The organism is Streptomyces sp. NPDC059740 (assembly GCF_042733155.1).
Classification (GTDB): Bacteria; Actinomycetota; Actinomycetes; order Streptomycetales; family Streptomycetaceae; genus Streptomyces.
In genome coordinates this window covers 28,149-41,773 of the sequence record NZ_JBHWGP010000004.1, presented here as the reverse complement: position 1 = coordinate 41,773, position 13,625 = coordinate 28,149, and the positions used below count along the sequence as shown (strand labels likewise).

The 13,625-nt window shown below is 71.1% G+C and carries 22 protein-coding genes; 20 read left to right on the top strand and 2 right to left on the bottom strand.

Annotated features, from left to right (window positions below):
• Positions 1-2 precede the first annotated feature (2 nt).
• Positions 3-557: an HD domain-containing protein gene (locus ACFV3R_RS06690; RefSeq protein ID WP_385576619.1), complete on the top strand. Its 555-nt coding sequence runs from the start codon at positions 3-5 to the stop codon at positions 555-557.
• Here the strand turns inward: ACFV3R_RS06690 and ACFV3R_RS06685 are convergent.
• Both ACFV3R_RS06685 and ACFV3R_RS06680 read right to left on the bottom strand, forming a co-directional pair.
• Positions 550-1,020, bottom strand: a complete 471-nt coding sequence (locus tag ACFV3R_RS06685) for an NUDIX hydrolase (RefSeq protein WP_385576616.1) — start codon at positions 1,018-1,020, stop codon at positions 550-552. The genes ACFV3R_RS06690 and ACFV3R_RS06685 overlap by 8 nt on opposite strands.
• Positions 1,017-1,763 (bottom strand): XRE family transcriptional regulator, encoded by a 747-nt coding sequence (locus tag ACFV3R_RS06680; RefSeq protein WP_385576613.1) that lies wholly within the window; start codon positions 1,761-1,763, stop codon positions 1,017-1,019. Before ACFV3R_RS06680 ends, ACFV3R_RS06685 begins: the two co-directional genes overlap by 4 nt.
• A 699-nt stretch (positions 1,764-2,462) precedes the next feature.
• Here ACFV3R_RS06680 and ACFV3R_RS06675 point away from each other — a divergent pair.
• From ACFV3R_RS06675 to ACFV3R_RS06585, 19 genes are all read left to right on the top strand, one after another.
• On the top strand, positions 2,463-2,915 hold the full coding sequence (locus ACFV3R_RS06675; protein ID WP_385576610.1) for a protein kilB: 453 nt from the start codon (positions 2,463-2,465) through the stop codon (positions 2,913-2,915).
• A gap of 116 nt (positions 2,916-3,031) precedes the next feature.
• Positions 3,032-3,247, top strand: a complete 216-nt coding sequence (locus ACFV3R_RS06670; protein WP_385576607.1) for a hypothetical protein — start codon at positions 3,032-3,034, stop codon at positions 3,245-3,247.
• A 45-nt stretch (positions 3,248-3,292) separates the two neighbouring features.
• Positions 3,293-3,514, top strand: coding sequence for a hypothetical protein (locus ACFV3R_RS06665; protein WP_385576604.1), 222 nt, complete (start codon positions 3,293-3,295; stop codon positions 3,512-3,514).
• Positions 3,515-3,658: 144 nt separating this feature from the next.
• Positions 3,659-3,847: a hypothetical protein gene (locus tag ACFV3R_RS06660; RefSeq protein WP_385576601.1), complete on the top strand. Its 189-nt coding sequence runs from the start codon at positions 3,659-3,661 to the stop codon at positions 3,845-3,847.
• A 170-nt stretch (positions 3,848-4,017) separates the two neighbouring features.
• A complete protein-coding gene (locus ACFV3R_RS06655; RefSeq protein ID WP_385576598.1) occupies positions 4,018-4,281 on the top strand; it encodes a DUF6284 family protein in 264 nt (87 codons plus the stop codon).
• On the top strand, positions 4,278-4,916 hold the full coding sequence (locus ACFV3R_RS06650; protein WP_385576595.1) for a hypothetical protein: 639 nt from the start codon (positions 4,278-4,280) through the stop codon (positions 4,914-4,916). The genes ACFV3R_RS06655 and ACFV3R_RS06650 overlap by 4 nt, the downstream gene beginning before the upstream one ends.
• Positions 4,913-5,104: a hypothetical protein gene (locus ACFV3R_RS06645; RefSeq protein ID WP_385576592.1), complete on the top strand. Its 192-nt coding sequence runs from the start codon at positions 4,913-4,915 to the stop codon at positions 5,102-5,104. The genes ACFV3R_RS06650 and ACFV3R_RS06645 overlap by 4 nt, the downstream gene beginning before the upstream one ends.
• Positions 5,101-6,228, top strand: a complete 1,128-nt coding sequence (locus tag ACFV3R_RS06640) for a hypothetical protein (RefSeq protein ID WP_385576589.1) — start codon at positions 5,101-5,103, stop codon at positions 6,226-6,228. Before ACFV3R_RS06645 ends, ACFV3R_RS06640 begins: the two co-directional genes overlap by 4 nt.
• Before the next feature lie 9 nt (positions 6,229-6,237).
• On the top strand, positions 6,238-6,432 hold the full coding sequence (locus ACFV3R_RS06635) for a hypothetical protein (RefSeq protein ID WP_385576586.1): 195 nt from the start codon (positions 6,238-6,240) through the stop codon (positions 6,430-6,432).
• A 4-nt stretch (positions 6,433-6,436) separates the two neighbouring features.
• Positions 6,437-6,625: a hypothetical protein gene (locus ACFV3R_RS06630; protein WP_385576583.1), complete on the top strand. Its 189-nt coding sequence runs from the start codon at positions 6,437-6,439 to the stop codon at positions 6,623-6,625.
• A gap of 103 nt (positions 6,626-6,728) precedes the next feature.
• Positions 6,729-7,130, top strand: a complete 402-nt coding sequence (locus tag ACFV3R_RS06625; protein ID WP_385576580.1) for a DUF6251 family protein — start codon at positions 6,729-6,731, stop codon at positions 7,128-7,130.
• 79 nt (positions 7,131-7,209) lie between these two features.
• Positions 7,210-7,392, top strand: a complete 183-nt coding sequence (locus tag ACFV3R_RS06620; protein WP_385576577.1) for a DUF6257 family protein — start codon at positions 7,210-7,212, stop codon at positions 7,390-7,392.
• Between the two features lie 89 nt (positions 7,393-7,481).
• Complete coding sequence (locus ACFV3R_RS06615) at positions 7,482-9,569, top strand: cell division protein FtsK (RefSeq protein ID WP_385576574.1); 2,088 nt, start codon at positions 7,482-7,484, stop codon at positions 9,567-9,569.
• A 150-nt stretch (positions 9,570-9,719) separates the two neighbouring features.
• A complete protein-coding gene (locus tag ACFV3R_RS06610) occupies positions 9,720-9,998 on the top strand; it encodes a hypothetical protein (protein ID WP_385576571.1) in 279 nt (92 codons plus the stop codon).
• On the top strand, positions 9,989-10,177 hold the full coding sequence (locus ACFV3R_RS06605) for a hypothetical protein (protein ID WP_385576568.1): 189 nt from the start codon (positions 9,989-9,991) through the stop codon (positions 10,175-10,177). The genes ACFV3R_RS06610 and ACFV3R_RS06605 overlap by 10 nt, the downstream gene beginning before the upstream one ends.
• A gap of 9 nt (positions 10,178-10,186) precedes the next feature.
• A complete protein-coding gene (locus ACFV3R_RS06600; protein WP_385576565.1) occupies positions 10,187-10,861 on the top strand; it encodes a hypothetical protein in 675 nt (224 codons plus the stop codon).
• A gap of 88 nt (positions 10,862-10,949) precedes the next feature.
• Complete coding sequence (locus ACFV3R_RS06595) at positions 10,950-11,852, top strand: DNA primase (protein WP_385576562.1); 903 nt, start codon at positions 10,950-10,952, stop codon at positions 11,850-11,852.
• Entirely contained in the window at positions 11,849-12,184 is a 336-nt protein-coding gene (locus ACFV3R_RS06590; protein WP_385576559.1) for a hypothetical protein, read from the top strand. The genes ACFV3R_RS06595 and ACFV3R_RS06590 overlap by 4 nt, the downstream gene beginning before the upstream one ends.
• Positions 12,181-13,587 carry a phage/plasmid primase, P4 family gene (locus ACFV3R_RS06585; RefSeq protein ID WP_385576556.1) on the top strand — a complete coding sequence of 469 codons (1,407 nt, stop codon included), beginning with the start codon at positions 12,181-12,183 and terminating at the stop codon, positions 13,585-13,587. The genes ACFV3R_RS06590 and ACFV3R_RS06585 overlap by 4 nt, the downstream gene beginning before the upstream one ends.
• The last annotated feature ends 38 nt before the right edge of the window (positions 13,588-13,625 follow it).

The following is a 13,625-nucleotide window of genomic DNA, read 5'->3' as shown; positions in this document are numbered from 1 at the left end:
TCATGGACCTGATCACGTGGGCCTACGGCCTGGCCGAGGGACTGCTTGCCGAGAGCCTGCCGACGCGCTGGGCCCACTCACAGCAGGTCTACCGGACCGCCGTGAGCCTCGCTCCCATCTTGGGGGAAGACGCTGACCTGTTGGCGGCGGCCGCCATCGCCCACGACGTGGGCTATGCGGAGGCGGCGATCGACACTCGGCAACACATGATCGATGGAGGCCTCTACCTTCAGAGCGTCGGCGCCGAGGCCCGCCTGTGCACGATCGTCGCCCTGCACACCTCCTCTCCATGGGAGGCGGCGGAACTCGGCCTATCTGACCGCCTGAACGCCTTCGTACCCGTCTCCGGGGCCCTGGTGGACGCCATCACCTACTGCGACTTGAGCAGCAGCCCGGACGGCCACCCGGTGGACCCGGAGGACCGCCTTGACGAGGTACTAAAGCGATACGGCCCGGAGCACGTGGTGTTCCGGGCCGTATCGACTGCTCGACCCCATCTCCTAGACATGGTAGCGCGAGTTCGGGAACGCCTCTCAACGCTCTCGCAAGCTAGCTGATGACGGGGAGCGCCGACGATTTAATCCCCTCCATGAGGCGGCGGTAGGTCGTCGGCGAGACGTCAAGGTTCAGCAGTTCTTCCGGAGTGATCCATCGCACCTCAAGCGATTCACTGCTGACCGACACCTCTCCGGACAGCGGACGGGCCCGGAAGCAGAGAGAGAATTCCTGACGAACTTCCCCGTCCGCGAATTCAATGACATGCCCAGGGTCGGTAAAAATGCCAACGAGGCCCGTCACTTCGACCTTGATGCCCGTCTCCTCGGCCACTTCCCGGACGACGGTCTCACTGATGTTCTCGCCGATTTCCTGCACCCCGCCGGGCATACCCCAGCGACCGTTGTCGGACCGCCGCTCCATCAGGACTCGGCCCGCCTCGTCCTGCACGAACGCCGTAACGGCCGGCACGATCCGTGTCGCAGTCGGGGCGGCAGGGTCATCGAAATAGTCCTTGCGGCTCACACTCTTCCCTCCAACGGAACCGCCCCTTCCCATACCCTCTCGAAGCTCTGCGCATAGGTGGAAGCGAGTTGAGCACCGGCCACCTTCCGCAGATGCAAGACTGGCGTGTACGGGGCGCTTACACCATAGACCTGTGTATTGACAAGCCATTCATCGTCGGCCCGGTAAAGCGAGTTGTGCAACGTCGACCGGTGAAGCCGGAAGTCGACACCTTCGACGCCATACAAAGGCCGGTAAAGCTTCATCACTTCACGCACCTTGTAGGCGACACCCTCCCCGATCTCTTCCTCTTTCCCTCTTCGGGCGATCTCAGGGCTATCGGGATCCCCGAGAAGGATGCGCGCCTTGACGCCTGTCGCAGACTTCATTCGTAGGAGTTGAATCCACCTCGGATTCTCGGCCAGGAAGACACCCGCGTGCACCAGAACGCCAATCTCGCGTTCAGCCCGACCGAAGAGCTCCAACCACAGTCCGGGCGGAACGTAGCTCCGGTGCGGGTAGACCTTCAGAACCTCCGCGTCCGCGGCATCCTTGCGCTGCCCATCCGGCAGGCCGTCCGGCCACAGGTAGCCCTCGTCCTCCCGCAGTAGCGCCGCAACCTTCAGGCGGTGGCGCCGATAGGGCGCGCGCCCACTGGTGATCCATCGCTCGGCAGTCTTCGGGTCTACGCCGCACTGTTCGGCCAGGCCACTCGCATCAATCCCCTTGCTCAGCATGGCCGAGCGAAGGCGTTCATTCGCCATCCCACCCCCAGGGACGTCTAGGGACGTAGTCACCACTCGTGACCGTACTCAGGACGTCCCAAGTCGTCCAGGGACGTGGTCACTTCGTCCCGCCCCTCCACCGCATGCTGAAGCCACATCAGGGCGACGCGCTCAACTTCGAGGGAGAGCTTGACACCTCGCAAGAAGCACGTCATCTTGAGATACATGCTCAGCATGTATCGCTGAGCAGGCGGGGACTTCCAGCCTCCGTACCGCCTTGTCAACGGCAAGGCGGCAACAACACACAGGTCACCCGGACCGGAAAACGGGAGGTCAGGCAGGGACATCCAGGCCCTGGACCTACGCAGATGGGGGTCACATCCCGGACGCCGGCGAACCGCTGTCACGAGCGGAGGAGGCACCAGCCTCGAACTTCTGGAGAGCGGCACCGCCCCACGGGGGCCAGTGCCGTCGGGTCACCGCCACCTGGACCAACGGCGGTCCTGCTCTTTCGTCAGGAGGAGACGTGCACCGACGCCATATCGGGGCGTTGCCCGTACCGGACCGGTACGCGTGACGACGCCCGCCTGTGTCATCCGCCGCCCAACACGCTTCCGGCCTGGCGGCGGCCGGCTGCCTCTCCCGCCCGTCCGGCCCGGCTTCGACCGGCGCCGTACGGACGGGAGCGCGGGGAGCCGGAGCACCGGATCTGACCCGCCTTCCGAAAGGACCATCGTCATGCTCAGCAGCATCATCGCTGTGATCGGCACTCTCGCCGGCGCCGCCCTCTCCTACTTACTCCAGCACCGCGCCGCCCGCGCTGAGCGGGCCGAAGCTCGCGCCGAGACCCGTCGGAGCGAACAGCTCGCCGCCGTCACCGCCCTGGTCTCCGCTCTGGCCGATCACCGCCGGGCGATGTGGGTGCGCGAAGACCTGGCCCTGAACGGCCCCAGCGACGCCTACACCGCGGCCCGGGCCGCCAGTCACGAGACGCGTTCGGCACTGACCGCGCCGCTGCTGACCGTGACCCTCCTCATTCCGGCCCTGGCCGCCACTGCGCAGGCCGCGGCGCAGGCCACCTACGACATGCGCCGCGCTGAGACCGCCCGTGCTCTGGCCGACCAGCGCGACGCCGCCCTGGTCGCCGCCGACCGCCTGGTCACTGAGGCCGCCACCGCGCTGGCCGCCTGACCTTCGAACCTCACCTGTGCTTCCGCCCCGGCGACCAGCCGCGAGGGCGCCGGATCGACTCCGGCCCGGGGCACTGCGGCCACTACCGGGCCGCCTCACCCAAGGAGCAGACAGACATGGGCAAGCGCATCACCGTCACCGGCAACTACAGCGGCGACATCGGGACCGTCATCTCCGACTCCCAGGGACCCATCGCCCTGAACGGCGACATCCACGACGGCGACACCACCTCGGGCCGCCAGGACACCGGCCGCCGCACCTTCACCGGCAAGGGCATGACCGTCATCGAGGGCGACCACCACGGCGGCATCTCCCGCGACTTCCGCAAGTGAGCCACCCCGCCCCCTCCTGCACTGACCACCGAACGGAGTCCTGACATGGGCATCTGGCCGCGCGACCACTACAGGGGCAGCACCCCGATCAGCGAGGACAACGCCCGCACCGTCGCCTCCCAGGCACAGGCGAAGGCCAATGACGCCCAGGCCGCCGGTAACCAGGTCAAGGCCGACTACATGCGCCAGGCCGTCGACCGAGAACTGGACACCCTCAACGACATCCGCCGGCTGAAGGCCCACGGCTTCAAGCAGCCCAAGCACTGACCACACACACGAACACACGGGCCCGACGCTCCAAACGCCGGGCCCGACCTGCACCTGATCTGAGCTGTTCGCAACAACGGCCACGGCCCCGGGGTGCATCCCGGGGCCGCTGCTCAGCCGTTGCATCCGTGAGAGGACCCCGCCATGTTCGGCAAGACCAAGCGCAAGGCCGCGACCACTCCCACCGCACAGACCGACCAGTACCGCCTCAAGGACGGCCGACGGGTCACCGTCCTTGAGCACCTCAGCTGCGGTGACGTCCGTATCGCCATGGACAGCGGCCACATCACACGCGACCACATCGTCAGCGCCCGCGACATCACGCCCGCCTGACCCGGTATTCAGCCCTCGTCCAGCCGTCCCGGCGCCGGATCGCATTGTGCCCGGGGCACCGGCCGCAGCCCTACCTGTTCTGACCTGAACCGTTTCCGGAACGGCGCAACCCCCGGTGGATCTAGCACCGGGGGTTGCTTGTTGGGCCGTTCCTCGCTGAAGGGGACCCAATGAAGACCATCGCCACCCACCTCCGCTCCGTTACGGTCGCCCCGGCCGACGAGGAGCCCACCGCCGCTCAGCTCGACGCGATCGAGGTGGAGCTGCCGCTCATCCTCGCCGAGGTCGACCTGCTCGACGCCCAGATCACCGCCCTGGACCGCGTCCCGAATGAGGTCGACGCCCGGCGCCTGCGCCGGGCCCGCCGCCGGGTGCTGGCCGAGCGCCGCGACCTGGCCACCCGCACCGCTGCCCAGTCGGGGGGCGCCGCATGAGGACCGATACGCCCTCCCCGGAGTACCTGGCCGACCACACCGGCCGCCCGCGGGCCGTACTGCGCATGCCGCTCGCCTACGAGCAGGCCCGGATGGGCCTGGCCTTCCACGAAGCCGGCCACACGGTGCTGCTGATGAGCTACGGCATGCACGTCCTCCACAGCGAGGTCACCGCCTGGACCGAGGGCGACGACTGGTTCGTCACGGGCAACACCCAGTGGGGAGTCCCGGACGGCGCCGAGGTCTCTCCCTGGCACATCGCCGCCCAGGCCGCCGCCGGGGAGATCGCCCACTGCCACTACCTCATGACGCACGGACTGTGGACGCCGGAGCGGGCCGCCGCCTGCGCCTCCGACCACGACCGCGAACAAGCCGTCGACCTGCTGGCCAGTGCGGGCTACCGCCTGGGACGCGACCACGTCCCCGACGGCGGCAAGTCCTGGGGACAGGCCCAGGGCATGGCCCGCCGCAAGGTCGTCCGCCTGTGGCCGCAGATCTCCACCGTGGCCCGCGCGATGACCGCCCAGGGCCGCCTCACCGGCGCCGAGATCGCCACACTCACCGGACTCCCCGGGGAGCAGGCCTCCCGCCGCAGGCTGGTCAACCACCCGGGTGGCGCGGGGGAGGCGGCATGAACCACACCCCAATCCCCTCGGGGCCCGCGCTGCTGCTGATCGTGGTCGGCTCCCTGCTCCTGCTGCTGGGCACCGGCCTGCGCCTGCTGAGCGACGGGGCCGTCTGGCGGGCCCTGCTCCTCATCGGCGCCGTCACCCAGTTCGCCGGGTGGCTGCTGCACACCCAGCAGATGCGGAGGCAGTCGTGAGTACCTACCGTCAGGAACTGCGGGCCGACCGCGCCGCTGAGGCCGAGCAGCGGCGTCAGGACGCCGCGGCGGCCGAGGAGCGGCGCGCGGAGCGGCAGCGCGCCGCCGACGAACGCCGCGCCCGCCTGCGGGACCAGGAGCGGGCCGACCGTGCTGCGGAGCGGGAGGCGAAGCAGCAGCGGCGGGCGGAGCGGGCCGAGCGGCGCGCTCAGGCGTTGACGCCGGAGCGGATCTACCGCAACGGCACCCTCGCCCTGGTCACCACCTCCGGCCTGGCGTCCCTGCCCGCGCAGGTCATGCACTTCGTGGCCATCTCCCCCATCCTGCTGCCCCTCCCGCTGGCGTTGGAGGGGGCGGCGTGGGTGATGGCCGCCGGTGTCGCCTTCGCTGACGCCCGCCAGGCTCCCGCCTGGGTGCGGTGGTTGCTGCGGGCCCTGGTCGCCGCGTGCGCCGCCTTCGCCGCGTCCATCAACTACGGCTACGGCCTCTCCCTGGCCGACGGCCCGCACGGCCTGTCGGCGTCCAGTGCGCACGCGGCCGGGTGGGGGCTGGCCGCGGTGACGGTGCTGGGCCCGCTGGTCTTCGAGATCCGGCAGTGGGTGACCACCCTGGCCGCCCACGACGAAGATGCCCGGGACCGCCGCCGGCACACCGCCCGGCGCCGCCGCCACCACCGCGCGGTCGCGCGGGTCGCGCGTCGTCTGGTCTCCGCTGCCCCCTACGGCTCGCTGAGCGCCGAGCAGGCGTGGACGCGTGCGTGGGAGGTCGTCCACGGCGCCCCCGAACCGGGCCTGACCGCCCGCCTGGAACGCCGCGCAGGGGCCGCATCCACACGGCTGGCTGAGGCGCGCACCTTCGACGCCGAAGCCATCGCCCGACGTATCCGCGCAGGGCTCCCCAGCCGCCAATGGGTGCTTCCCGACGCCGGGAACGTCGTGCCGCTGCGGCGGGAAAAGCCGCAGGTCGCGACCCAAGTCCCCCCTGCCGACGACAAGGCGAAGAAGGGCCTGCGGAAGAAGCCCGTCCCGCCCCGTCGGCGCAAGGGCGACACCCCGCGCTTCCACTCCGCAGCGAAGGTCGCCGCCGCCGAGACCGCCCGCCACACCGTCAACGCCGCCCTCTGAGGAGACCGCATGTTCAACGCCAACGACGAGGTGCTCATCACCTCCTGCCAGGACGACCCGCGTGCGGCCGGCCGCACCGGCCGGATCGTCGACGAGGTCCCGCCCGGCCCCCTGACCGAGGGCCGCTGGACGGTCCGCGCCGTCGGCTGGCTGATCGGCCCCGTCCTGTGCCACACCCACGAGCTGCAGAAGACGGGGAGGTGACCCCGTGTTCCGCCGCCGCGAGACACGAGACGACGACTTCGACCGGACCGTGCGGCTCCTGGAGGCCCTGGAGGACCGGCCCGACCCCGACACCCGCGACGACTTTGAGGACGTGATCCTCACGGGCTGCGTGAGGTCCGCGCACGGCTTCCCGTATCCGCCCGACGGCCACACCTACCCCCGCCGCGGCTGACGGCCCCGCGTGCCGCCCCGACCCACCCGGGCCGGGGCGGTGCCCAGGACCGGACCAACCCGACCACCGCCGGTTGCTTCTGTGACTGCCACGAGAGGACGTCATGACCACGCCTCGCCGCTACCAGTTCGACAACACCCGCCTCCCGACTCCCATACCGCCGACCACGCAGGCACCCGTCTACCGGCCCGAACCCCTGCCGCCCGCCTACCCGGGCGAGCAGGGCCCGGTCGTCGTCCAGCACATCCACCAGGCGCCGCCGGACCGGACCGTGCAGCGCGTCGCCCTCGGCTCCGGTGTCGGGGCCGGGGCGGTGGCCGCCGGGGTGTACTTCGGTCCGCTGCTGGTCGCCGCCCTCACCACCGTGACCATCTCCCTGGCCGTGATCGCCCTCATCGTCGTGAGCATCGCTTGGGCCGTCCACCACGTGGTGCGCTCGGTCGGCGGGCCCGACGGGGAGGCCGCCGCCAAGACGCTCACCCGCTCCCGCCGCCGGCGGGGCTGACCGGTTGCCTGTGACCCCGTGACGCTGCACGTCGCGGGGTTGCAGGGAGCCGGGACAGCCCCGGCCCGGAAAGGCACCCGTGGCCCAGCACACCCCGCCCCTGACCGCCGCCGAGAAGGCCCGTATCGCCGTCCTCGTCGGCCGAATGGCCAAGCGCTCCGTCGCCGGTGAGCAGGTCGACTGCTCTGACCTGGAACGCGCCATGGACCGCATCCTCGCCGCCGCCCGCGCACGCGCTGAAAAGGCCACCCGCGCCGCCTGACTTCGCCCCGGACCGGCCGCACCCCGGCCAAGGAAGCCGGCCGGTCCGGGCCCGCACCGCCCACTTCGAGACGTGCAGGAGAGACCAGCATGACTGACACCGAGCCGGCCCGCCTGCGACCGGTCCCCAACCCGCCCACCGACGAGCGCGACGCCGACGAGGCGCCCGCGGCGCCGGTCGCGGTCGACAACCCGAACCTGCCCGACCCCAAGGTCCGCACCGAGCGCCGCAAGCCGGTGCTTGCCGGGTGGCTGACCAACCGCCGCGACTTCCTGGCCACCGTCCGCCACGCCGGTGCCAACGCCGGGTACGCGGCCCTCTTCCACGGCGTGCGCACCCCCGTCTACGCCGCCCGCCTGGCCTCCATGGCGCCTCGCGGGGCCTGCCGCTTCATCGCCGCTACGGGGCGGTGGGTGTGGGACCGGGAGGCTGCCCCGCTGCGCGACCACGCCGTGCGCAACGAGGACGTCGAGGAGTACATGCGCCTGGCCCGCCTGCGCGCCGGCCGCGTGCGGCTGCGGGGACTGGTGACGCTGGTCGCGGCTGTCTTCGGCACAGGCTTCGCCCTGTGGCTCTACGTCCTGGCCCCGGGCCTGCTGTACGCGTTCGCAGCCGGTGGCGTCCTTCTACTGGGCATGGGCGGGCAGCAGAAGGATGCCCCCGTCATCGGCCCGGCCGTGCTGAAGACCGAGGTGCAAAAGCTCACCGGGTCGATCGTGCTGCGCGGGCTGGACTCGATCGGCAACGCCAAGATCTCCGCCGCCATCAAGAAGGGCGGGGACATGAACGGCCTGCGCTTCACCAGCGAGATCACCCGCGACGGCCCCGGTTACCGCGCCGACCTCGACCTCCCGTTCGGCGTGACGCCGGAAGACATCATGGAGGCCCGCAAGCCCCTGGCCTCCGGCCTGCGCCGCAAGGTCGGGTGCGTCTGGCCGGCCCCCGACCCGAGTGAGCACGAGGGTCGGCTGGTGCTGTGGGTGGGGGACAAGCCGATGAACGAGACGACGAAGCCGGCCTGGCCGCTGCTGAAATCCGGGCAGGTCGACCTGTTCCGCCCGGTCGTCTTCGGCAACGACCAGCGCATGCGCGACGTCGCCGTCACGCTGATGTTCGCTTCCGTTGTCGTCGGCTCCATCCCGCGCATGGGCAAGACGTTCCTCATGCGGCTCTTCCTGCTCATCGCCGCGCTCGACCCCCGCGCTGAGGTGCACGCTTTCGACTTCAAGGGCACCGGCGACTTCGGGGCCCTGGAACCGGTCTGCCACCGCTACCGGGCCGGTGAGGAGAGCGAGGACATCGAGTACGTTCTGGCCGCGCTGCGGGAGCTGAAGGAGGAGCTGCGGCGCCGGGCGAAGGTCATCAAGGGCCTGCCGCGCTCACGCTGCCCGGAGTCGAAGGTCACCGCCGAACTCGCCTCCGACAAGACGCTGGGACTCCATCCGATCGTCGCCGGGTTCGATGAGTGCCAGGTGCCCTTCGAGCACGAGGAGCACGGCAAGGAGATCGAGGCAATCTGCACCGACCTCGTCAAGCGCGGCCCCGCGCTGGGCATCGTCACCCTCTTCGGCACCCAGCGCCCGGACGCGAAGTCCCTGCCCACCGGCATCAGCGCCAACGCGGTGCTGCGCTTCTGCCTGAAGGTCATGGGGCAGCCCGCCAACGACATGGTGCTGGGCACCTCGATGTACAAGGCCGGCTACCGCGCCACCATGTTCTCCCGCTCCGACCGCGGCATCTGCTGGATGGCCGGCGAAGGGGACGACCCCCGCATCGTCGCCTCCGCGTTCGTGGACGCCGTGGCCGCCGAACAGGTCGTCGCCCGGGCCCGGAAGATGCGCGAGGACTACGGCAACGTCACCGGCCACGCCATCGGAGCGGGCCCCGAGAAGGCCGACGGGGCCGACATCCTCGCCGACGTCCTCGACGTCATCGCCGCGACCGAGAAGTCCGTGTGGTGCGAGCGCATCGCCACCCGCCTGACCGCCCTGCGCCCCGAGGTCTACGGCGGGTGGAAGGGCGAGAACGTCACCGCCGCCCTGAAGCCCTGGGGCATCAAGACGGGCCAGGTGTGGGGCACCACCGACGACGGCGAGGGCAAGAACCGACGCGGCGTCGTCCGCGCCGACATCACCGCCGCCATCACACGGCGTAACGCCGATCGGGCCGCCGCCTGACCCCAGCAGAGCCGCTAGACCTAGCACCCCACGCTGCTAGGTCTAGCACCCCTGCTAGCACCCCGCAGGGGCGTTGACCAGCCAACTAGTACCTAGCGGCCCACCTGCGACAACACCCGAAAACCGCCCTGACGCAAGGGAAGGGACCCTGTGCTCACCGCTAGCACCCTCCTCATCCTCCTGGCCGCCGCCGGTTACGCACTGTTGTGTGCCGCGCGGCCCTTCGCCCTGTGCCGCCGCTGCTCCGGCACCGGCATACGCACCACCCGCAGCATCCTGCGACGCGAGCAGGTCAAGCTCTGCCGCCGCTGCCGCGGCAAGCGCTACCGCCTGCGCATCGGCCGGCGCCTGACCAACCACGCCCGCCGCCTCCACACCGCCGGCACCCGCCCCACCCCCACCCACGAGGAGACCCTGCCGTGGCAGTGACCCTCTCCCTCGTCCTCCTCTTCGGCGTCCTCCTGCTCCTGCTCCTGCGCTTCAAAGCCCTGGGCATCGGCGCCGCCGTCGTCGCCGTCCTCTTCGGCTTCTACCTCGCGGACACCGACGCCCACCACACCATCACCGACCTCATCGACGCCGTCACCAACGCCATCCCCCACCCCTGAAGGAGCCCCGTGACCACCCGTACCCTTCCCTGGTTCGAGACGCTGACCGACAGCGTCTACGCCCTCGGTGCTGCCGCCCGTGAAGCACAGCGCGCCTACCGCTCGGCGCTCATCGCGTGCGACCAGTACGCCCTGGAACGCCTCCGCCCCATCGACGGCGCGGTCACCCTCACCGGCGAGCCGTCCAGCACCCTGCCGTACCGGCCGCACGACCACGCCCTGTTCGCCATCGGCGACGTCCTCGCTGGACAGCGCGACCGCCTGCGGACCCTGTACAGCCGGACCGCCCACAGCTACGCCTACGGCACCACCTGGGCCCTCCTCCGCGTCCTGGACGGCGACCAGCCGCCTCACGTCGCCATCCAGCGCACCGCCGACGGATACGACGTCATCCCCCACGAGCTGTGCCCCATTCCGCCCGCCATGCCCCGGCTGGAGCGCTGGGTCGGCCACGGGCGTCTGGAGAGCGCCCGGCAGCGCATGCTGCGCTGCGACGAGGCAGGCGACTTCGCCGACGACCTCAGCGACCAGCCCGAACTCTCCGACCACGACGCCGGCCTCTTCCACGACGCCCTCGACGTGGCCGGCGGACTGCCGGACGCCGCCTACGCCTACGGCGAGCAGGCCGAGAACGCCCTCCACTTCGCCCTGCTCGAACCCCGCACCCAGCACCGCACCCAGTAGGTACGCCCGGGGCGACCGCCCGCTCTCGCCAAAGATGCGCGGTCGCCCCGGCCTCCCCGCCCATACCTGACCAGGAGGTCACCCCAGCATGACCCAACCCACCCCCACCCGGCGAGCAACCGGCCTCGACCCGCTGCGCGCCGCCCTCGACCTGGCCGCGACCGGGCTTCCCGCACTGCCCCTCTCCCGAGGCAAGCGGCCTTTCCGCAACTGCCGGGCCTGCGCCGCCCTGGCGTGCGGCGGCCGGCCGAACATGCTGGACGCCGGACCCTGCCAGTGCCCCCGCCCCTGCCACGGCTGGGCCGCCGCCACCACCGACCCCGACCTCATCACCTCCCCGGCCTGGGTCGCGGCGTGGGAACGGGCCGCGACGGTGGCCTACCACCCCGGCGGTGCCGGCCTGACCGTCGTCGACCTCGACAACCCGGCCGCTGTCACCTGGGCCCGCGCCATTCTGCCCCCGACCCGCACCGTGGCCTCCACCCGCGGGGAGCACTGGATCTACCGCGGCACCACCCGCTCCTCCAACCGCGTGCGGCCCGGCACGGACATCAAGTCGCTCATGGCCTACGCCCGCTACCTCGGCCCCGGCCACGGCACCCTCGCGCCCCTGCCCGACGCCGTCCGCGCGCTCGTGACCAGGGAAGAAGCCACCCCGCCCCGCGCGCCGGTGGCCTCTTCCCTCCCCGGACGCGAGTGGGACCGGAAGGTGGCCACGGGCTGCCGCCACACCACCACCTACGTCCGGGCCGGACTCGACCGCGGCCTGGCGAAGATCCGGGCGTGCGTCGAGCAGGGGGCGGGATCGCAGGCGTTCGGCGTGGCCCGATTCCTGGCCGCCCAGCACCATGCCTGCCCCGGACCCTGCGACCTGCCCACCATCGGCCACCAGATCACCGCCGCGGCCGTGGCCGTTGGCGTCCCGGAGCCCTACGCAGCCCGGGCGGTCGCCCGCGGCTTCCGTGAAGCCCTCGGACGGGAGGCAGCATGACCACCCGCCCCTACCCCGGCCACGGCCCGCAGGACGCCGAACAGGGCCCGCCCCGGGCCAGCGTGGGCGGCCGAAGGGTCGTCGCCGAAGGCGTCCTTTCAGCTCTACGCCCGAACCCGCACACGCCCACCGTGGCCGGCATCACGCCCGGGCTGACCGTGCGCGGCCTGGACCGCGGACAGTTCCCCGCAGCCGACTGGCTCTGTGCCTGCGGCCACCACGAACGCGCCCGCGGCCGGCGTGCCGTCGCCGACCTCACCACCCGCGTCGCCGTCGGCCACTGCCCCCACCAACACACCACGCCAGCCGTCGAAAGGAGGGCCGCCGCGTGAGCACCCCCGAGAAGCACGGCGAGATGCTGCCGGCACCCACCAACCCGATGGCCGTCGCCCGCCGCCTGCTGCCCGACTGGCAAACCCAGGACGGACAGCTCATCTACCGGCGCTGGCGCGCTTCCTGGATGCGCTGGAACGGCTCCTGCTGGCGCGAGGTGGACGACGCCCAGATCCGTGCCCACATGTACGAGCGCTTGGAGCACGCCGTCTATGAGGTGCCCGGCAAGGACGGGGAGACCGAAGAGCGGGACTGGGCCCCCACCAAACAGAAGATCAGCAACCTCCTCGACGCCCTGGGCGCCATCACCCTGCTGCCGACCGACACCGACGCCCCCGCGTGGCTCGACGGCAGCGACGACGGGGGGCCGATCGTGGCGTGCGAAAACGGCCTCCTCAGGATCGGCGACCGCGCGCTCCTGCCGCACACCCCCGGCTTCTTCAACCTCGTCTCCGTCCCCTTCGCCTACGACCCCACCGCCACCGCACCGACCTGGGAACACTTCCTGTCCCAGATCTGGCCCGACGACCCCGACGCCATCACCGCACTCCAGGAGTGGTTCGGCTACGTCCTCTCCGGCCGCACCGACCTCCAGAAGATCCTGCTCATCGTGGGGCCCTCCCGCTCCGGCAAGGGCACCATTGCCCGGGTGCTCAAGGCCCTGGTGGGCAAAGAGAACCTGGCCGGGCCGACCCTGGCCGGCCTGGGCACGAACTTCGGGCTCTCCACCCTGGTCGGCAAGTCCCTGGCGGTCATCTCCGACGCCCGCCTGGCCGGCAACGACAACACCCAGGTCGTGGAGCGCCTGCTGACCATCTCCGGTGACGACACCATCGACGTGGACCGCAAGTACCGCGAGCAGTGGACCGGCAAACTGCCCTCCCGGCTGATGATCCTGTCCAACGAGCTGCCGCACTTCGGCGACTCGTCCGGGGTCATCGCCAACCGGTTCGTCCTGCTCAGCATGCGGGTGTCCTGGCTCGGCAAGGAAGACCCCACCCTCACCGACCGCCTGACCGACGAGATGCCCGGCATCCTCAACTGGGCCCTTGACGGTCTCGCCCGCATCCAGCGCACCCGCCGCATCACCGAACCCGCATCCAGCCGTGACGCGATCACCACCATGCGCGACACCGCCTCCCCCACGTCCGCGTTCGTCCGCGAACGCTGCACCACCGGGCCCGCCTGCTCGGTTCCCGTGGACACCCTGTGGGAGGTCTGGCGCGAGTGGGCCGAGGACAACGGCGTGAAGCCCGGCACCAAGCAGGTCTTCGGCCGCAACCTCCTCTCCGTCATCCCCCAGCTCAACCGCACCCGCCCCCGCGACGCCTACGGCCGACAGGTCGCCACCTACCACGGCGTCGCCCTCAACCAGTTGGCTCCACATCTGCCTGAGTCGTGACTCATCGCGACTCAAGCCCCTTCCGAACGGCTCTGAGT